Origin of the sequence: Paenibacillus filicis (assembly GCF_038070315.1) — a bacterium.
Classification (GTDB): Bacteria; Bacillota; Bacilli; order Paenibacillales; family NBRC-103111; genus Paenibacillus_G; species Paenibacillus_G filicis.
Genome location: NZ_JBBPCC010000011.1, coordinates 70,882 through 88,818, shown reverse-complemented (window position 1 = coordinate 88,818; position 17,937 = coordinate 70,882). Strand labels below are relative to the sequence as shown.

Sequence of the window (17,937 nt, the reverse complement as noted above, 5' to 3'; positions counted from 1 at the left end):
CGTGCAGAGCAGCAGACAAACAGCGGACACGCTCCTGTCTGACAAGTCTACTGCGATTCGCGCAGGCCGATCCAGGCCACCATACGTCCCGTCCTTCCGCCTTCCTTGCGGTGCGAGTAGAACAAATCGGTACGACAGCTTGTGCATAAACCACTTATTTCGATATGAGACGGCAAAATTCCTGCTTTGCACATAATTTGTCGGTTGACTTGCTGCAAATTCAACTTGTACTTGCCATCCGGCTGCGGATGATAATAGGGAATCTGACCCTCTTCACCCGGAACAGCAGGCCCAAGCTCAGCGATGACACGATCCATCCTCCGGATAACCGTCTCATCCACCTCGTAGCAGCACACACCGATCGACGGTCCGATGGCGGCCCTCACATCCCGTGCCTTCGTGCCATAAGCGGCGCTCATCGTCTCCAGCAGCGACCTCGCGATCTGCAGGGCGGTTCCCTTCCAGCCTGCATGGGCCAATCCTACTGCCTGACGGATCGGATCGTAGAAGTATAAAGGCACGCAATCCGCGAACAACGCGTGCAGGAGCACTCCGCGTTCGTTGGTAACGAATCCGTCCTTGGCCTGCAATGCCGTGTCGCGCGAATCATTGCCCGCTCCGCGCTCACGACTTGTCACGACCTGAATTTCCTTCCCGTGCACCTGCTCGGCATACGTACAGCTCTCGAAGGAGAACGCCAGCGCCTCTGCCAGCTTTCTCCGGTTCGCTATCACGTCCTTAGGATCGTCAGGCACGTGCAGCCCGCAATTCAGACTGTCGAACGGCGCCCCGCTCACCCCGCCGATGCGGGTCGTAAAGCCGGCAGCTAGCTGCGGATAGGCGCGTGCAAACGGCTCCAGCTCCAGCAGTCCGCAGCCGTTATCGGCTTGCTTCAGCACAAATGGTTCCATGTCCCGCGCCCCCTGTCATCTGTTATCCTTCAGTATACACGATCCGCTTCAAAAGCACACCCGCCTTCCCTAATTTCGGCGGTAGTCGCGGCTCAGATCATAATTCATCTCCATATCCTCGTACCGGTAGGTCCGAACGTCATCGACTTTGACGAGAATAACATCCATCCCGATCTTGATGATATTATGCCACGGGATAATGACCTCTGTCGTCGGTCCGAACAGCCCGAAGAAGCGCTGCGAATGGGGCACAATGACCGCCTCGATCCGTCCGTCTCTCAGGTCGAATTCCAGGTCGCTGATCTGACCGAGCTTCTTTCCATCCACGATATTGATGACATCCTTCATCTGAAAATCGGAAATTTTCAAGCAGCTCTCACCACCGTGCGTTTGTCATTAACCTATATGTATGTGTCAGCCAGGCAAAATATCTGATCGCAACAAAAAAGACCTTTTCCGTCAGGTAACTGGCGGATCAGGTCGTAGCTTCACATGGTGGACGGGCAGACTTTAGTTTTTCACATGCTTCTGCATCTGCGATATCGCCGACTTTTCCAGCCGGGATACTTGGGCCTGTGAAATGCCGATCTCATCGGCCACTTCCATTTGCGTTTTTCCGTCAAAAAAGCGCATGGATAAGATCATCTTCTCGCGGTCGTTCAGCTTCCTCATCGCCTCGCGCAGCGCGATCCCCTCGATCCAGGACACATCCTTGTTGCGGTCGTCGCTGATCTGATCCATCACATAGATTGGATCGCCGCCGTCGTGATAGATCGGCTCGAACAGCGAGACAGGGTCCTGAATAGCGTCCAGAGCGAATACGACATCTTCCTTCGGCACGTTCAGCGCCTCCGAAATTTCGTAGATCGTCGGCTCGCGCGAATTCTGGTTCGTCAGCTGGTCTCTGACCTGCAGCGCTTTATAAGCAATGTCCCGCAGAGACCTCGACACGCGGATCGGGTTATTGTCGCGCAGATACCGCCGGATTTCCCCGATGATCATCGGTACTGCGTAGGTGGAAAACTTCACGTTCTGGCTTAAATCGAAATTATCGATAGCTTTCATCAAGCCGATGCAACCGACCTGAAACAAATCGTCGACGTATTCCCCTCTATTGTTGAAGCGCTGAATGACGGAAAGCACCAGACGAAGGTTGCCGTTTACTAATTTCTCTCTTGCCGATCGCTCATTCCTCGTCTGTAAAGCGACGAACAGTTCACGCATTTCCGCATTGGTCAAAACCGGTAGCTTTGCCGTATCGACGCCGCATATTTCGACTTTGTTTCGGGTCATTCGTGATTACCTCCCAAGGAGAAACATTAATGTACATTATCCCCGCGGGTCATTTTTTTATGCGTAATTTTCCAGGCTCGTCTCAAAGCCTTTCCCCGCCTGCATCCACCCGCCTTCCCCGAATAAGATGGGCATTGACCTTCACGCTGCGTGAACGTTTATAATGAACCTAATCAGGTAAATGGAAGAAGGGCGGTGAATTCTTATCCGCATCAAGGAAGTGGCTGAACGCCTGCATATTTCAACCCGAACCATCCGTTTCTACGAAGAAAAAGGGCTGCTGCAGCCGGACAAGGACAGCGGCAATCAATACAGGGTCTTCTCTGAGAGCGAGCTGTGGCGGCTGCAGACCATCATCTCCCTACGGGAAATCGGTCTGTCGCTGCGCGAAATCAAGCAGGCTCTGGCGCATATCGAGGAAGGCAACAACAGCGAGCTGCGCCACTATCTGGAGCTGCAGCGATCCGCCACCTTCACGCATTGGCTCGAATTGAAGCAGCTGATGGAAACAACCGACCGCATGATCGAGCTGCTGGACCGCCAGCAGACACTCGCCCCGGAGGATTTGTTCCCGCTCGCCGAAAGCTCCAAGCGGCTCAGAGAAATCCGCAGCCGCAAGGAGAGCGCCTGGAACTTCGATGTCCAGGCCTCCTACTACGACGAGCGCGTACGCAATGGCGAGACGGCTTCCGGAGCTAGAGTGAAGTACGATCAGGCGCTGGATTATATCGTACGACGGCTCGCCCCGGAGCCTGGGGAGCGTGGTCTTGACATTGGCACGGGGACGGGCAATCTGGCCGGCAAGCTTCTGTTCCAGGGCGCTGTCATGTGTGCCATTGACAGCTCCAAGGAAATGCTGAAGCAATGCCGAACCAAATTTCCCGGGCTCGAGACCCGTCTCGGCAATTTTCTGGCGATTCCTTATCTGGACAGCCACTTCGACTTCGTGGCCACCAGCTTTGCCTTTCACTACTTGTCCGCGGAGCAGAAGCCGATCGCGGTCAGTGAGATGCTGCGCGTGCTCAGGCCCGGAGGGCGCTTGTGCATCTCGGACTTCATGTTCGAGGATGAAGCACATAAGGAACAATTTCTTGCCGAACGCCACCGGTACGACGATCTCAGCCGCGTGCCGCGCGAGGAGATCGAGGATTATGCGTTCCTCTCTGGACTCCGTAAGGTGTTGGAGGAAGCGGGCTGCGAGGTATTTCATGAGACGTACAGTCCCTTGCTGCATATTGTTCATGCGTGCAAGTCTTAAGCATTAGATAGAGCTGTCCCTCGCCAAACAAGAGGCGGAACAGAAAAAAGGAAGTGACCTGGATGGTTGTTGGAATCATCGGAGCGATGAGAGAAGAAATCGAGGACGTACTGAGCGCGATGGTTATTCACGAGCAGTTCAGTACCGGAGGCGCCACATTCTACACCGGAACATGCGGGCATACCGATGTCGTGCTGCTGGAATGCGGCATTGGCAAGGTCAATGCCGCGACCGGCACGACATTGCTGATCCAGCGCTTTCAGCCGGACGGCATCATCAATCTCGGTTCGGCGGCAGGCTTCGCCGAAGGGCTCAAGATCGGTGATATCGTCGCATCCGCCGAGGTACTGTACCACGATGTGGACGCCACGGTATTTGCCTACGAGTTCGGGCAAGTGCCGCGGATGCCCGCCCGCTACCGGCCGGACGACCGGTTTCTGGCCGCAGCCAACCGCGTCGGCTTGCGGAGCTTTGCAGGAAGCTACGCCAAGGGGCTGATCGCCAGCGGCGATTCCTTCATGAACGATGCAGCCCGTGTCGAGCAGATCCGCAGCCAGCTGCCGGGACTGTATGCCGCAGAGATGGAGGCAGCCGCGGTTGCGCAGGTCTGCTACGCCTTCGGGACGCCGTTCCTGATCGTCCGTTCCATCTCGGATATCGCCGGCGCCGAGGCCCGGCAGCTGTACGACGATAATCTGGTGCTCGCCGCGCAGAACTCAGCCCGATTTACCCTACTATGCCTGGAGGAGATGGAACATGACAGACCAAACGAATGTGGAGAGCTTTCAGTTGGATCACACAAAGGTTAGCGCACCGTACGTGCGCCTGGCCGGCATCAAAAAAGGACAGCACGGGGACGAAGTCTACAAATACGACGTCCGCTTCTGCCAGCCCAATGAGGAGCATATGGAGATGCCGGATCTGCACTCGCTGGAACATCTGATTGCCGAGCATATCCGTAATCACACGGATCAGGTCGTCGATTTCAGCCCGATGGGCTGCCAGACTGGCTTCTACCTGACCGTGATCAACCATCAGGATTATAACGATGTGCTGCGCATTCTAGAGCGGACGCTTGAGGACGTGCTGCAAGCTGAAGCTGTGCCCGCCTGCAATGTCGTACAATGCGGCTGGGCAGCCAGCCACAGCCTGTCCGGAGCGAAAGCCTTGGCTTCGGGTATGCTGGAGCGCCGGGCCGAGTGGCCTCAGGTGTGGAAGCAAGCGGAATAAGTCACGAGAACGCCAAACAAGGACTGCCGGATGTTGAATCCGGTAGTCCTTGTTTGTGTCACTCAGCCATCGCGAGGACCGGCTTCAAGCCTTCAGCGAATCGGCGATCTTCGTCAGCCGGTCCGCTAGCTCCGTCATCTGCCGGGTCGATAGAGCCATCTGCTGGTGGAAGGCCTCCTCCTCCAGCAGGAACAGCGTGCAGGCTTCGGCGGCTATGGCGGTTCCGCTGCGAGGCAGCGCTTCCAGCAGCGACATCTCGCCGAAGAAATCCCCAGGACCGAGACGTGCTGCCGGAATCCGCTTCTCCTCAAGCTCCAGCCAGATTTCGACGATCCCTTCTCTGACGACATACATATGACGCGCAGGGTCTCCTTCCCGGAAGATCACCTCTCCCTGACGCACGCTCACCGTCTGTCCGATCTGCCCGATCGACAACACGTCCTTGCTCATTCTCTCAGCCCCACTCTTCGTTGATCACTTCGACCCTGGCAGGCCTCCTTGTTCTTTTATCTTACATAGAAAAGCCAGAAAAAATGTATGAAAACTAACTTATACCATTTTATTAAACTCCTTGCGCAATCTCTTAATAATCCGCTTCTCCAGCCTGGATATGTAAGATTGGGAGATGCCCAGCATATCCGCTACATCCTTCTGCGTCTTCTCCTCCCCGTTCTGCAGCCCGAAGCGCAGCTCCATGATGATGCGTTCCCGCTCCGTCAGCTTGTCGAGCGCCTTGTGCAGCAGCTTGCGGTCCACCTGTTCCTCGATATTGCGGTAGATCGTATCGTTCTCCGTGCCGAGCACATCCGACAGCAGCAGCTCGTTGCCGTCCCAGTCGATGTTTAACGGCTCGTCGAAGGATACCTCTGTGCGGATTTTGCTATTGCGCCGCAGGTACATCAGAATTTCGTTCTCGATGCAGCGCGAAGCATAGGTAGCTAGCTTGATCTTCTTCTCCGGATCGAACGTATTGACCGCCTTGATCAAGCCGATAGCCCCGATGGACACCAGGTCCTCGATATTAATACCTGTATTCTCGAACTTGCGCGCAATGTAGACGACCAGACGCAGATTGCGTTCGATCAGCATCCCCCGGATAGCCGCATCCCCTGACGGAAGCTTACCCAGCAGATACTCTTCCTCCTCACGGGTGAGCGGTGGCGGGAGCGCCTCGCTTCCTCCGATATAGTAAATCTCGTTTCCTTTGATCCTCAGCAGCAGCAACAGACGGAAATACATGAGTTGCAGCGTCAGCTTCCATTTGATGAGCATGTTCGGCTTCCTCCTCTTCCGGTTGTAGTTGATCGAGGCCCTCCGGCAAAAGCACAGCGCACCGTTATCCGCTGCTTGTCTCCACAAGCGAAGGATGAATGATGGCTTGATAAGCGTTGTCCGAGCTGAGCCGGCCTCCGTCCAGACCGATCAGCACCTTGAGCGTCTCGGTCTGCCCCTGCTCCGTCGTGATAATGACCTTGTCCGGCTTTAGCGCAAGCATAAACTGCGTGCTTCGGTTCACGCCCCGATAGGGAACGAGGCGAAGCCTGTCCTGCCAGATGAAGGCATCCGTGCCAATCGCACTGATGATCTGGTCTACCTCAGCCCGGCGTATTTTCTCCATCCAGGCTTCGGGTATCCACTCCCTCCATTGCGAGGCTTCCATGACCATCACAGGCGTCCTCGTCAGCGGATCATACAATTGGTTTCCCGTATCGATCAGCCCCGTGCAGCTTGACTCTACACAGTCGATATGCACATGAACCTGGGCCATCAGCGAGACCATCTCCTGCTTGCGCTTCAGCGCCTGGATCACCGTTCTGTAGATCCAGACCGCAAGGGGAATCCCGACAAAGACCAAGGTTAAGGTTCCGGTCAGACCCCGGCCCAGCAGAATACCATTCAGCAGCTCGTCTGCGGATTGCCGGGCATACATACACCCTACTACAACGCCAGCGGCCACAAAGTTGACCATATAGAACGTTCCCAAATTCCGTAAAAAATGCTGAAGCCCGCCGAAGCCGAATGCCGTTACCAGCATGACGAGCGAGAAGAGAAATTTGACCAGAAAGGTGTACAGGAACCCAAGCGGCGGAAAAAATAAAAACACGGCATAGCTGCCGCCGATCACAGCAGAAAGCAGAAGCCTCCAGAACCGGAAACGCAGCTTTCGCGACCAAGCGGTGGTCCACATCAATGCACCGTCGATCAGCACATTTAAGAGGAAAATGATATCGAGGTACACCACCATTTTCCGTCACCTCCTCCGCGCGCCGCCGGCATTTCCGCGAATGAGACAAGTATATAGTAATCCTATTCCAAAGTCTGTCTAATCATGCCGCTGCGACGGGACTATTTTTGTCGGTTTGTGGGGCGGACGAATGCTTTATGAACGCAAAACAGACTCGGCCAACCTGTGTATACTTGACCTACCTGCAGAACTCAGTGGTCTCTGATAATAAGCAGCAAGAGAAGGCGTAATTAACATCAGCATACAAAAAAGCCGATCCTCACGGATCGGCTGGCAAAGCGGTTGATGATGGTTTATTTGTTGTCGAAGCCACCGCGGTTGCGGTTGCGCAGGAAGGCTGGAATATCAAGCTGGTCGTTCGAGGATTGTCCTCCGAACGGACGCAGGTTGTTTAACCGGGAATCTGAAGAATCCTGCGGCTGCTGGCTTGCTCCAGTTTGAGCGCCTGGAGCAGCAGGCTTCTTAGCCGGAGGAGCTGTCAGGTTTTTATGCTCGAAGCCTGTCGCAATCACCGTAACCATGATCTCGTCCTTCAGCCTTTCATCAATGACGGCACCGAAGATCATGTTGACTTCCAGGTCGGAAGCGGATGCGACGATATCAGCCGCTTCATTGACTTCGTACAGCGACAGGTTCGCTCCGCCGGTGATGTTCATCAGAACGCCGCGTGCGCCGTCGATGGACGTTTCCAGAAGCGGTGACATGATCGCCTGCTTGGCGGCATCCGCCGCACGGTTCTCACCTGTTCCTACGCCGATCCCCATCAGGGCGGAGCCGCGCTCTGTCATGATCGTCTTCACATCGGCGAAGTCCAGGTTGATCAGACCGGGAACGGCGATCAAGTCCGAAATCCCTTGCACGCCTTGACGAAGTACGTTGTCCGCGGTACGGAATGCTTCGAGCATCGGCGTCTTCTTATCGACGATTTCGAGGAGGCGATCATTCGGAATGACGATTAGCGTATCCACTTTCTCCTTCAACGCAGCGATGCCCTGATCCGCTTGAAGCGCACGCTTGCGGCCCTCGAACGTGAACGGCCGCGTCACGACGCCAACGGTCAGAGCGCCGACTTCCTTGGCAATCTCTGCAATGACCGGGGCTGCCCCCGTTCCTGTACCGCCGCCCATACCTGCGGTTACGAATACCATATCCGAGCCCTTGAGCGCATTCAAGATCAATTCGCGGGATTCCTCGGCAGCCTTCTTTCCTACCTCAGGGTTAGCGCCTGCTCCGAGGCCGCGTGTCAGCTTATCGCCGATTTGCAGCTTGGTATCGGACTTGGACAGATGCAGCGCTTGCGCATCCGTATTCACCGTGATGAATTCTACGCCCTTTACGCCGTTTTCGATCATCCGGTTAACTGCATTACTCCCGCCACCGCCGCAGCCGATGACTTTTATTTTAGCCAGATGGTCAGTATCCATATCAAATTCAAACATACTAGCGTCTTCCCCCTCATTAGGCATTAACCGTGCAGGCTTCCGACCGCGCGATTACGATCGGATTAAATAAACTCGCTTAACCAATTTTTAAAACGTTCCATAGCCGAGGGCTTCTGCTCCTGACTGGAAGACGCCTTCTTATTGCTGCTGACTGTCCGTTTGGCTCCAGAACCTTGCTTGGAACCGCGAACATACTTGGATGCGTATTGTATGATTCCGACTCCGCTTGTAAAGGAAGGATCGCGCACCCCAATATAATCGGGAACGGCAATCCGCACGGAAGATGCAAGCTCAATCTGAGCGATAGGCAGAACGCCCGGTATGGATACCGTTCCTCCCGAGAGAACATAACCTCCTGGCAGTTCGGCGTAACCAAGCCGCTGAACCTCCAGCCGGATCAAGTGAAAAATCTCCTGCACCCTCGGCTCGATAATGTTCGCCAAGTCGACCTGTGAGAACTCCTTGTCCACATTACTGCCGATCCGGTTTACCTTGAATACCTGATCGGGGGCAGCATGCTCCACCACCGCACAGCCAAATTTCAGCTTAATTTTCTCTGCAATATCCGCCTGGGTTCGAAGCCCGTAAGCGATATCGTTCGTGATGAATTCTCCGCCGATCGGCAGCGTGGAGGTCGCAACCAGCCGATTCTCATCGAAGATCGCGACCGTGGTAGCGCCTGCTCCGATATCGACAAGCACGGTTCCAATCGCCTTCTCGTCTTTGGACAAGGCCAGATGCCCAGCCGCCAGTGACATGAGAATCAACCCCGAAACCTTCAGCCCCGATTTCTCAACGACGCGCAGCAGATTATGAATCGCTGTCTTGGTCCCCGTAACAATCGTAGCCTCAACTTCCAGCCTGACGCCGATCATACTGCGGGGATCGTAGATCTGATCCGTTCCATCCACGACATACTGGTTCGGCACAACTCCGATAATCTCCCGTTCTGGAGCCAGCGGAATCACCTTAGCTGCCTGAATGACGCGCTCGATATCTTCATCGCCGATCTCGCGGTCCTCATTGGACACGGCGACGACGCCATGACTCGACTGCAAGGCGATATGGTTGCCTGAGATCCCTACGTATACCTCGGCGATCTGAATGCCGACCATCCGTTCCGCGTGATCCACTGCGCTGCGGATCGACTGCACCGTCTGATCGATATCCACGATGGCACCCTTACGAATTCCTTGCGAGTCGGCAGATCCAACTCCAATTATATTAATGGCGCCGTTAACGACTTCTCCAATAATAGCACGAACTTTGGATGTACCGATGTCCAAACTAACAATGATGTCATTGCTGCTCAACCCGTGGCACCTCCTGTAATATGTAGTATAAATGAGCCTTGGTCAACAAACCTGCTTGTAACTATTCCACACGGGTCTGCGGTTTCCTCTTTTTTTCGCATTCTTTTTTGAACGCACGCTTAAAATATCCCATAACTTTAATAATATCATTGATTAGCGCTCAAAAGTAGGAACTTTGGAACTAGAAGTAGGCCTATAGACTCTGTCGGAGAAGATCGACTATTCTTTGGGAGCTGTCTTAACATCCTTGCCTCCTTGCGGAGGTACGGTCGTTTTACTCCCCTGCTTGGTTGACGCATCCGTCGATTTCTTCGTGCCTGCCTGTGATTCTGCAGGAGGAAAGGGGGCATGCGAGTCGGCCAGCAGCATGGTCAGCACGCCGCTGGTAATCTGATTCTCGCGCAGACTCGCGATAAACGTTCCCATGTTAGGAATCTTCTGCGGCAAAAACTCAACGGTGGTGATCACCTCGAACTGCGTACGCGTATACATTTTGATCCGGTCTGGGAACGAATGGCTCGGCGACGGCTTAATCTCCGACACATCCGCGAATAGCGCCCGGTCCAGGCTGGCCATCACCCGGCATAGCTCCGTCTTGAGCGGATCATCCTTGCTCCAGCCCGACAGGATCGGCATGTCCAGCTTCGCTCCCTGCATCGTGACGGGCACTACGCTGCCGTCAGCCAGCAGCGCCTCCACCTGACCGTTTTCTCCGAATTGATAGGCGACCTTCGGAAACTCCTTGACGTGAATGTCGATGCGGCCAGGAAAGCGCTTGTTCACTTCCACGGATTCGATCATCCGCAGTGCCTTGATCTGTGAAGACACACGCTCGGAGGATACGGAGAAAAAATGATCGCCCGGCACAATACCCGCCGCATGGCGGATCTGCTCCTCAGCCACTAGAGCTTGTCCATCGATCGTAACTTCCGTAACCTTGCTCAGCGAGGACTGAAAGAACAAAATCAGCAGCAGTGTGATAAAGAACAGGAATAAAAATACCAGCAGCTTCCTGCTGCTGCGGGTTCGCGGCTTGTCTTGCTTGATGACGGGCAGTCTCTCCCTCATGACGGCCTCCTCTTCACGGGGTATGTAAACCGGGGATTATCCCTACGCCTCCTGAGGAAGGAGGGATAACCCGGCGGCAGCTTTCATATGCTGTATAATAGATAATTCCGATCATTCCATGACGACGGGAGTCGTCCGGTTAATGTTTGCTCCGAGCGAGCGGAGCATATACTCGATGCGGTCGTAGCCGCGGTCGATATGATGGATCTGCTCGATGACCGTCGTACCCTGGGCGGCAAGACCGGCAATCACAAGCGCCGCGCCAGCACGCAGATCGGTAGCCTCTACCGTAGCGCCATACAACCTGGGCACGCCCCGGATAATAGCGGCGTTCAGATCGACGCGTATATCGGCGCCCATGCGGGATAGCTCATCAACATGCTTAAAGCGTCCTTCGAAGACCGTCTCCTTCACGATGCTTACGCCATCTGCGAGACTGAGTAAAACCATAATCTGAGACTGCAGATCCGTCGGAAAAGACGGATAGGGACTGGTGACAATTCGTTCTACGGCTTTGAGACGAGATGGTGCGCATATATTCATTATATCACTGTCGATTGTGATTTGAACACCTGACCGCTTCAGGACGTGAATAGCCGAGGTCAGATGGGCAGGACATACGCCTTCCAGCGTAACATTCCCCCGGGTCACAGCGGCGGCAATCATCAGCGTGCCGGCTACGATACGGTCGGGAATAATGCGGTAAGTACAAGGGACGAGCTCCGGGACGCCTTCGATCGTAATCGTGTCCGTGCCGGCTCCGATAATCTTCGCCCCCATGGCGTTGAGGAAATTTTGCAGGTCCTGGATTTCAGGCTCCCGGGCCGCATTGGTAATCGTCGTTTGGCCGCGGGCCATGGTGGCCGCCATCATAATATTTTCCGTCGCACCAACGCTCGGGTAGTCGAGCAGGATATCGGCGCCGGTCAGCTGGGCTGCCGTGCATACGATCCGGGTGCCGTTGTCCTCAATATGCACGCCCAGAGCGGCCAACCCCTTCAGATGCAGATCGATCTTTCGTTCCCCGATCGCGCAGCCCCCGGGCTGGTACAATTCAACCCTGCCCAGACGGGCCAGGAGCGGACCCATCAGGAAGATGGAGGAGCGCATCTGACTCATCAGATGCTCAGGAATGTGAAACTGATGGACAGCAGCCGTATTCACCGTTACCTTCTCGCCGGTCTGCTCCGCCTTGCAACCGAGTGAACGTAAAATCCCCAGCATCACGCCGATATCCGAAAGATCCGGTACATTGTTCAGCACAACGGTGCCTTCGGCCATGATGCTCGCTGCCAGAATCGGCAGAGCGGCGTTTTTTGCGCCGTGAATTTTGATGGCTCCCGATAGAGGTTTCCCGCCTTCGATAACCAACTTTTCCAAAATCCCACCTCCGATTTACCGCTCACCGACCACCAAAACCTCAGGTACGAGCTTAACTTCGAATCGGGTATGGACCTCTGCTATGATTTGTTCAATTAAGGTGAGCACGTCGTGGGCTGTCGCCTGCCCCGTATTGACAATGAAGTTGGCGTGCAAGGGAGAGACTTGGGCACCGCCGACGCGCAGGCCCTTCAGGCCCGCCTCCTCGATCAATCGCGCCGCGTGGTGGCCCTCCGGATTGCGGAAGACACTGCCCGCGCAAGCCAATTGAAGCGGCTGCGTTCGCAGCCGGCGGTCCTTGTAGGCCGCCAGTGCAGCCGCAATTTCCTTGCGATCGCCGTGCCGGAGCGCAAATTCCGCTTCAGTGACGATGCCAGGTCTGGTCTGCAGAGCAGAATGCCTGTAAGCATACCCCAAGTCCTCATTGGATAATGGTACCAACTCCCCGGTAGGGAGCAGCACTTCAGCCCGCTGTAAAATTCGTGACACGTCAGAGCCATGCGCCCCGGCATTCATGTAGACGGCGCCTCCCACAGTTCCCGGAATGCCACTGGCGAACTCAAGTCCGGTCAAGCCTTGCTTGCCGGCAATGACCGAGAGCTTGATGAACGAATATGCGCCGCCGGCTATAATCGACTCCCCTTCAATCCGCACGGTATTCAGCGCTTCTCCGAGTTTCACGACAACGCCGCGAATGCCCTTGTCAGCGACCAGCATGTTGGAGCCTCGCCCCAGCGCCATCCAGGGAACTCCATGGGCATGGAGCAGCTTCACCGCACCGATCAGCTGCTCTTTATCCCTGGGGATCAGCAGGCAATCGGCCGGACCTCCAATTTTCCATGTGGTATACGGGGCCAGCGGTTCCTGGAGTCTGACTTCTCCGAATGATCCGTTCATCAATTCCGATATGACTTGTTGCATGGGATCAACCTCCTTCACAGAACGCCAAGGCACGATATGCAGCATCAGTCCAGCCTGCAATCGATGACGGCTTTCCGCGGGGCTCCGGTCCTCACTTTCTCCGGGTGACCCGCGTTACAGCCGCGTCGCCGGGTGTCTGTCACGGTTATAGTGTAGTTTATGTGGATTGCTTCAGAGTGTGACAATCGCCTATCTGCAAAATTCGTCAAGTGCCGGGAAGCTTGAATCGTTCAATCAGGCTGACAATCGAATCCGTGCCGTTGCCGTACGGGTTCGCTGCCATCCGCAGCTTCATCGCGTCCGCATCCGCCTGGAGAGCCGACAGCTCCTGCTCCAGCGCTTCGGGGGTCAGCTCCTCCTCTTGCAGGACATGCGCATAGCCCTGTCTGGCGAATGATTCTGCATTCAAAATCTGATCGCCCCGGCTTGCCTGCCGGGATAGCGGGATAAGCAGCATCGGCTTCTGCAAGGCCAAAAATTCAAAGATGGACGTCGAGCCCGCCCGGGAGACGACCAGATCGGCGCAAGCCAGCAGCTCGGGCAGCTCGTCCTTCACGTACTCGAACTGCCGGTACCCGCGAACGCCTGAGAGCGATTCGTCCACATGTCCTTTGCCACAGATATGTATAATCTGATAGCGCTGCAGCAGCGAATCGAGCGAGCTGCGGATCGCCTGATTGATGCGCTGAGCTCCAAGACTGCCGCCCATGATGAACAAGATCGGCTTCTGCGTATGAAAATCACACAGCGAGATGCCCCGAGACGCCTTGCCTTGCAGCATCTGCTGCCGGATAGGAAGGCCCGTGCACTCGCCCTTGGCGCTGCTGACATGAGTCAGCGTCTCGGGGAAGGTTACACAGATCCGGGAGACGAAGGGCATCGAGATGCGGTTCGCCAGTCCAGGAGTCAGATCCGATTCATGCGAGATGACGGGAATGCCGAGCATCCGGCTCGCTACGATCACCGGAACAGACACGAAGCCGCCCTTGGAGAATACGATATGCGGCCGGAGCCGCCGCAGCAGTCCGTAAGCCTGACCCACACCCTGCAGCACACGGAACGGGTCCTTCAGGTTTTTCAGATCGAAATACCGCCGGAGCTTGCCGGAGGCGATATGGTGGAAGGGAATGCCCTCATGATCGATGATTTCGCGCTCGATGCCGTCGCGGGAGCCGATGTAAGCCATCTCCCACCCGCGTTCGCGCAGGCGCGTCATAAGCGCCAGATTGGGCGTCACGTGACCGGCGGTCCCTCCGCCGGTGAATACAATTTTAGTCATAGCCGGATTCACCTCGAGTAGCGGGAAATGTTAAGCAGTACGCCGATCGAAGTCAGCATGAGCGTGAGCGACGAGCCTCCTGCGCTGATGAGTGGGAGCGTGATGCCTGTGACGGGAAACATCCCGATAACAACGCCGATATTGATGACCACCTGTACGGCAATCATTCCGACAATGCCGGTAGCCAGCAGACTCCCGAACGCATCAGGAGCTGTAATCGCCGTACGCATGCCTCTCCACACCAGCACCATGAATAGCAGCAGCACGCAGGAGCCTCCGATAAAACCCAGCTCCTCAGCAATTATAGAAAAGATAAAGTCCGTTTGCGGCTCCGGCAGATAGCTGTACTTCTGCCGGCTCATGCCGAGACCCAGACCGACCAGTCCGCCCGGTCCGATCGCATACAGCGACTGGATGGCTTGGTAGCCTGCGCCGAGCGGGTCCTGCCACGGATCCAGGAAAGCCGTGATCCGCTTCAGGCGATACGGAGCCGCCAGAATCAGTCCGACAAAGCCGGCTACGCCGACGAGGCCGAGATAAGACAAGTGGCGCAGACGAGCGCCGGCGGCATAAATAATAAGCAATGAAGCGCCGACCAGTACTGCGCCCGTCCCTAGATCTGGCTGCAGCATGATCAGGCCGAAGGCCAGCCCGACCAGTCCCAGCGGGGGCAGCAGCCCCTGAGTGAACCGGGTAATCGGATGCTGCTGGCCGGAGAGCCAGAGCGATAGGAACATAATCATCCCCATCTTCATGAATTCCGACGGCTGGATGCCGAAGGAGCCTATGCCCAGCCAACTTCGCGCACCGCCCCGGACGACGCCGACGCCGGGAATAAGAACGGCGACCAATAGAATGAAACAGCCGATAAGGGCAATTTTGGCATATTTTCTCCACACGTTATAATCCGTGTTCATTGTGAAAAACATAGCGATAACGCCAAGGGCGGCGAACAGCGCCTGGCGCTTCAAATAATAAAATGCGTCGCCGAATTCGCGAAATGCCAGCACTGCGCTGGCACTGTACACCATCACCACGCCGATAACGAGCAGCAGCAACGTAGAGCCTAGCAAATACAGATCCGGAGCCGACCGTGGTTTGACCATTACGCCTCACACCTCTAACCTGGTTAAATTAGGAGGTGTAAAGCCATGAGACCGGTCTGCCGGCCGCAGCCGTGCATCACCCGGAGCTTGTCACCCTCCTGTTTAAAGGTTATGCACGGACTGCTTAAACATGCGTCCCCTTTCCTCATAGGAAGGAAACATGTCCCAGCTGGCACACGCCGGCGAAAGCAGCACGACGTCGCCCGGATTCGCCAGGGCGAATGCTTCGCGCACCGCCTCGTCAACCGTATCCTGCACATGCTTAGCAGTATCGACGGTTTTCACCCGGCTCATGCCTGCCAGCTTCGCGACACGGACGATTTTCTCCTTGGTCTCGCCCAGCGCAACAAGCCCCTTGACCTGGCGCTCGAACGCCGGGAGCAGTTCCATATAATCCGAGCCCCGGTCAAGTCCGCCGGCCACCAGAACGATATCCTTGGAGAAGGACTCGATGGTCTTGATCGTCGCCGTCGCATTCGTTGCCTTGGAGTCGTTGTAGAACAAGACACCCTGCTTGGTCGCTACGTACTCCAGACGATGCTCGACCCCGTGGAATTCCCGGAGTACCTGGGCAATCACATCCGTCGCCACGCCTGAAGCGACGGCTATGGCGCTCGCCGCCAGCGCATTCTCGACATTATGACTTCCCGGAATGCCTAGCTCGTCATGCTTCAAGATCGGATGCTCGACACCCTCCTCATCCTTGTAGATGAGTACTGATGCCTGTCCGGCTGCCTTGGCTTCTGCGAGCGGTGGCTTGGCGAACAAGCCGTAGTCCAGCTCCTCACGCACAGAGAACGGCAGCACGCGGGAATTCAGCTTCTCTGCCGTAGCCCGGCATACGGCATTGTCCCAGTTCAGTACAGCCGTGTCCTCTGCCTGCAGATTGGCGAACAGCTTCTGCTTGGAGACGACATAATCCTCCATCGAGCCGTGGTAATCCAGATGAGTCTCATATATATTGAGCAGGCAAGCAATGGAAGGCCGGAAGGCTTGTGTGCCTTTCAGCTGAAAGCTGCTGAGCTCGACAACCATCCGGTTGTCTTCCTGCGACTCCAGCGCCGCTTCCGTCAGCGCCCGCCCGATGTTGCCGGCAACAATCGGCTTCAGTCCGCCGGCTTCCAGCATCAAGCCCGTCCAGGTCGTCGTCGTCGTCTTCCCGTTCGACCCGGTGATACCGATGATCGGCGCCTTGCAGAGCCGGGCCGCCACCTCCACCTCTGTAACGGTCTCAATCCCCAGCTCCGCGGCACGACGGATAGGCTCCACACTGTACGGAATACCCGGGTTTTTCACCACGAGGGCAACGCCCTCGTGAATCAAACCAGCTGGATGTCCCCCGCAAACAACAGAAATACCCAGAGCCTCCAGTTCGTCGGCCTCAGGGCATGCTTCACGCTCTTTTTTATCGTTAACCGTCACGTGCGCGCCCGCTTCATGAAACCAGCGGGCTACAGCCACGCCGCTGCGCGCCAAGCCGAGTACAACAACTTGGCGGCCGCGATAAGCAGCAGGATGCTCCATCCCTACAACACCTCATTAATATAAAGTCCCACACCTGCCAGGATAAGTCCCGCCGTCCAGAAGGAAATGACGACGCGCCATTCCGACCAGCCCACTAACTCGAAGTGATGATGTATCGGGCTCATCTTAAACACTCGCTTCCCGCGGGTTTTGAAGGAAACGACTTGAATAATGACCGAAAGAATCTCGATTAAAAACACGCCGCCTATTAAGGCCAGCGCAATCTCCGCCTTCGTCAGCACCGCGACGGCCACCAAGCCTCCGCCAATCCCGAGCGAGCCGGTATCGCCCATAAACACTTTGGCTGGATGCGCATTAAAGACCAGGAAGCCAAGCACGGCTCCAACCATGGCCGCTGAGAAGATCGCCACGTTCGGCTGCGAGTTGTTGAGCGCGATGATCGTATAAGCGCCGAAAGCAATCGCGCTGGTACCTGCCAGCAGACCGTCCAGGCCGTCCGTAAAGTTTACCGCGTTGGAAGCACCCAGCATCAGGAAGACAACGAACGGGAAGTACAGCCAGCCCAGATTGAAGCTAATATCCAGCAAAGGAATATGAACGGCTGTGCTGTGATCCGAGATCACGAGCAGCACGCAGACTACTGCCGCAATCAGAAGCTGCCCGAAGAGCTTCTGCCTGGCAGTCAAGCCAAGGGAGCGCTTGAACAAGATCTTGATATAATCGTCCAGAAAGCCCACCAGCCCGTAGCCGAGCGAAGCCAGCAGCAGGATGACGGTCTCCAGATTTTTCTCTCCAAAGCGCAGAACCGCCAGCGCAAGCGCCAGCATAATGAGAATACCGCCCATCGTCGGCGTGCCCGCCTTCTTCAAATGGCCTTGAGGCCCGTCGGTCCGGATCTGCTGTCCGAACTTCAGTCTCCGCAGCAGCGGTATGCCGAGCGGCCCCATAATCAGCGCCAGCAGGAATGAAACCCCCAGCGTGATCATTACAATATTGAAATCCACCG

18 protein-coding genes are annotated in these 17,937 nt (G+C 55.9%); 3 read left to right on the top strand and 15 right to left on the bottom strand.

Annotation, left to right across the window (positions count from 1 at the left end; all coding sequences use genetic code 11):
* Nucleotides 1–47 precede the first annotated feature (47 nt).
* The 3 genes from pgeF to sigG form a co-directional block, all read right to left on the bottom strand.
* Nucleotides 48–911, bottom strand: a complete 864-nt coding sequence (gene pgeF / locus WMW72_RS17680; protein WP_341416854.1) for a peptidoglycan editing factor PgeF — start codon at nucleotides 909–911, stop codon at nucleotides 48–50.
* Between the two features lie 69 nt (nucleotides 912–980).
* Entirely contained in the window at nucleotides 981–1,280 is a 300-nt protein-coding gene (locus WMW72_RS17675) for a YlmC/YmxH family sporulation protein (protein ID WP_341416853.1), read from the bottom strand.
* A 141-nt stretch (nucleotides 1,281–1,421) separates the two neighbouring features.
* On the bottom strand, nucleotides 1,422–2,204 hold the full coding sequence (sigG, locus tag WMW72_RS17670) for an RNA polymerase sporulation sigma factor SigG (RefSeq protein WP_159883974.1): 783 nt from the start codon (nucleotides 2,202–2,204) through the stop codon (nucleotides 1,422–1,424).
* Nucleotides 2,205–2,424: 220 nt separating this feature from the next.
* Here sigG and WMW72_RS17665 point away from each other — a divergent pair, with 220 nt between their 5' ends.
* The 3 genes from WMW72_RS17665 (at nucleotide 2,425) to WMW72_RS17655 (ending at nucleotide 4,692) form a co-directional block, all read left to right on the top strand.
* Nucleotides 2,425–3,462 carry a MerR family transcriptional regulator gene (locus WMW72_RS17665; protein WP_341416852.1) on the top strand — a complete coding sequence of 346 codons (1,038 nt, stop codon included), beginning with the start codon at nucleotides 2,425–2,427 and terminating at the stop codon, nucleotides 3,460–3,462.
* Nucleotides 3,463–3,524: 62 nt separating this feature from the next.
* Nucleotides 3,525–4,271 (top strand): 5'-methylthioadenosine/adenosylhomocysteine nucleosidase, encoded by a 747-nt coding sequence (locus tag WMW72_RS17660; protein WP_341416851.1) that lies wholly within the window; start codon nucleotides 3,525–3,527, stop codon nucleotides 4,269–4,271.
* Complete coding sequence (locus WMW72_RS17655; protein ID WP_341416850.1) at nucleotides 4,219–4,692, top strand: S-ribosylhomocysteine lyase; 474 nt, start codon at nucleotides 4,219–4,221, stop codon at nucleotides 4,690–4,692. Before WMW72_RS17660 ends, WMW72_RS17655 begins: the two co-directional genes overlap by 53 nt.
* Before the next feature lie 84 nt (nucleotides 4,693–4,776).
* On the opposite strand, the gene WMW72_RS17650 is transcribed toward WMW72_RS17655, so the two are convergent.
* The 12 genes from WMW72_RS17650 to mraY form a co-directional block, all read right to left on the bottom strand.
* A complete protein-coding gene (locus WMW72_RS17650; RefSeq protein ID WP_341416849.1) occupies nucleotides 4,777–5,142 on the bottom strand; it encodes a cyclic nucleotide-binding domain-containing protein in 366 nt (121 codons plus the stop codon).
* A gap of 99 nt (nucleotides 5,143–5,241) precedes the next feature.
* On the bottom strand, nucleotides 5,242–5,964 hold the full coding sequence (sigE, locus tag WMW72_RS17645; RefSeq protein WP_341416848.1) for an RNA polymerase sporulation sigma factor SigE: 723 nt from the start codon (nucleotides 5,962–5,964) through the stop codon (nucleotides 5,242–5,244).
* Nucleotides 5,965–6,028: 64 nt separating this feature from the next.
* Nucleotides 6,029–6,937, bottom strand: a complete 909-nt coding sequence (gene spoIIGA, locus WMW72_RS17640) for a sigma-E processing peptidase SpoIIGA (protein ID WP_341416847.1) — start codon at nucleotides 6,935–6,937, stop codon at nucleotides 6,029–6,031.
* Nucleotides 6,938–7,230: 293 nt separating this feature from the next.
* Nucleotides 7,231–8,376, bottom strand: coding sequence for a cell division protein FtsZ (gene ftsZ / locus WMW72_RS17635; RefSeq protein WP_341416846.1), 1,146 nt, complete (start codon nucleotides 8,374–8,376; stop codon nucleotides 7,231–7,233).
* 65 nt (nucleotides 8,377–8,441) lie between these two features.
* Entirely contained in the window at nucleotides 8,442–9,692 is a 1,251-nt protein-coding gene (ftsA, locus tag WMW72_RS17630; protein ID WP_341416845.1) for a cell division protein FtsA, read from the bottom strand.
* 219 nt (nucleotides 9,693–9,911) lie between these two features.
* The gene (locus WMW72_RS17625; protein WP_341416844.1) at nucleotides 9,912–10,760 is read right to left on the bottom strand and encodes a cell division protein FtsQ/DivIB; all 849 of its coding nucleotides are present in this window, start codon (nucleotides 10,758–10,760) and stop codon (nucleotides 9,912–9,914) included.
* A gap of 111 nt (nucleotides 10,761–10,871) precedes the next feature.
* Nucleotides 10,872–12,140, bottom strand: coding sequence for a UDP-N-acetylglucosamine 1-carboxyvinyltransferase (murA, locus tag WMW72_RS17620; protein WP_341416843.1), 1,269 nt, complete (start codon nucleotides 12,138–12,140; stop codon nucleotides 10,872–10,874).
* Between the two features lie 15 nt (nucleotides 12,141–12,155).
* On the bottom strand, nucleotides 12,156–13,061 hold the full coding sequence (murB, locus tag WMW72_RS17615; protein ID WP_341416842.1) for a UDP-N-acetylmuramate dehydrogenase: 906 nt from the start codon (nucleotides 13,059–13,061) through the stop codon (nucleotides 12,156–12,158).
* 205 nt (nucleotides 13,062–13,266) lie between these two features.
* The gene (locus WMW72_RS17610; protein ID WP_341416841.1) at nucleotides 13,267–14,340 is read right to left on the bottom strand and encodes an undecaprenyldiphospho-muramoylpentapeptide beta-N-acetylglucosaminyltransferase; all 1,074 of its coding nucleotides are present in this window, start codon (nucleotides 14,338–14,340) and stop codon (nucleotides 13,267–13,269) included.
* A gap of 8 nt (nucleotides 14,341–14,348) precedes the next feature.
* The gene (spoVE, locus tag WMW72_RS17605) at nucleotides 14,349–15,446 is read right to left on the bottom strand and encodes a stage V sporulation protein E (protein ID WP_341416840.1); all 1,098 of its coding nucleotides are present in this window, start codon (nucleotides 15,444–15,446) and stop codon (nucleotides 14,349–14,351) included.
* A 102-nt stretch (nucleotides 15,447–15,548) separates the two neighbouring features.
* Entirely contained in the window at nucleotides 15,549–16,970 is a 1,422-nt protein-coding gene (gene murD, locus WMW72_RS17600; protein WP_341416839.1) for a UDP-N-acetylmuramoyl-L-alanine--D-glutamate ligase, read from the bottom strand.
* 2 nt (nucleotides 16,971–16,972) lie between these two features.
* Nucleotides 16,973–17,935, bottom strand: a complete 963-nt coding sequence (mraY, locus tag WMW72_RS17595) for a phospho-N-acetylmuramoyl-pentapeptide-transferase (RefSeq protein WP_341416838.1) — start codon at nucleotides 17,933–17,935, stop codon at nucleotides 16,973–16,975.
* Between the last annotated feature and the right edge of the window lie 2 nt (nucleotides 17,936–17,937).

What these genes read in the sequence shown, in the direction of transcription:
- pgeF (WP_341416854.1), bottom strand. Translation starts at nt 911, where the DNA reads ATGGAACCATTTGTGCTGAAGCAAGCCGATAACGGCTGCGGACTGCTG.
- sigG (WP_159883974.1), bottom strand. Translation starts at nt 2,204, where the DNA reads ATGACCCGAAACAAAGTCGAAATATGCGGCGTCGATACGGCAAAGCTA.
- WMW72_RS17660 (WP_341416851.1), top strand. Translation starts at nt 3,525, where the DNA reads ATGGTTGTTGGAATCATCGGAGCGATGAGAGAAGAAATCGAGGACGTA.
- WMW72_RS17655 (WP_341416850.1), top strand. Translation starts at nt 4,219, where the DNA reads ATGACAGACCAAACGAATGTGGAGAGCTTTCAGTTGGATCACACAAAG.
- WMW72_RS17650 (WP_341416849.1), bottom strand. Translation starts at nt 5,142, where the DNA reads ATGAGCAAGGACGTGTTGTCGATCGGGCAGATCGGACAGACGGTGAGC.
- sigE (WP_341416848.1), bottom strand. Translation starts at nt 5,964, where the DNA reads ATGCTCATCAAATGGAAGCTGACGCTGCAACTCATGTATTTCCGTCTG.
- spoIIGA (WP_341416847.1), bottom strand. Translation starts at nt 6,937, where the DNA reads ATGGTGGTGTACCTCGATATCATTTTCCTCTTAAATGTGCTGATCGAC.
- ftsZ (WP_341416846.1), bottom strand. Translation starts at nt 8,376, where the DNA reads ATGTTTGAATTTGATATGGATACTGACCATCTGGCTAAAATAAAAGTC.
- WMW72_RS17625 (WP_341416844.1), bottom strand. Translation starts at nt 10,760, where the DNA reads ATGAGGGAGAGACTGCCCGTCATCAAGCAAGACAAGCCGCGAACCCGC.
- murB (WP_341416842.1), bottom strand. Translation starts at nt 13,061, where the DNA reads ATGCAACAAGTCATATCGGAATTGATGAACGGATCATTCGGAGAAGTC.
- WMW72_RS17610 (WP_341416841.1), bottom strand. Translation starts at nt 14,340, where the DNA reads ATGACTAAAATTGTATTCACCGGCGGAGGGACCGCCGGTCACGTGACG.
- spoVE (WP_341416840.1), bottom strand. Translation starts at nt 15,446, where the DNA reads ATGGTCAAACCACGGTCGGCTCCGGATCTGTATTTGCTAGGCTCTACG.
- murD (WP_341416839.1), bottom strand. Translation starts at nt 16,970, where the DNA reads ATGGAGCATCCTGCTGCTTATCGCGGCCGCCAAGTTGTTGTACTCGGC.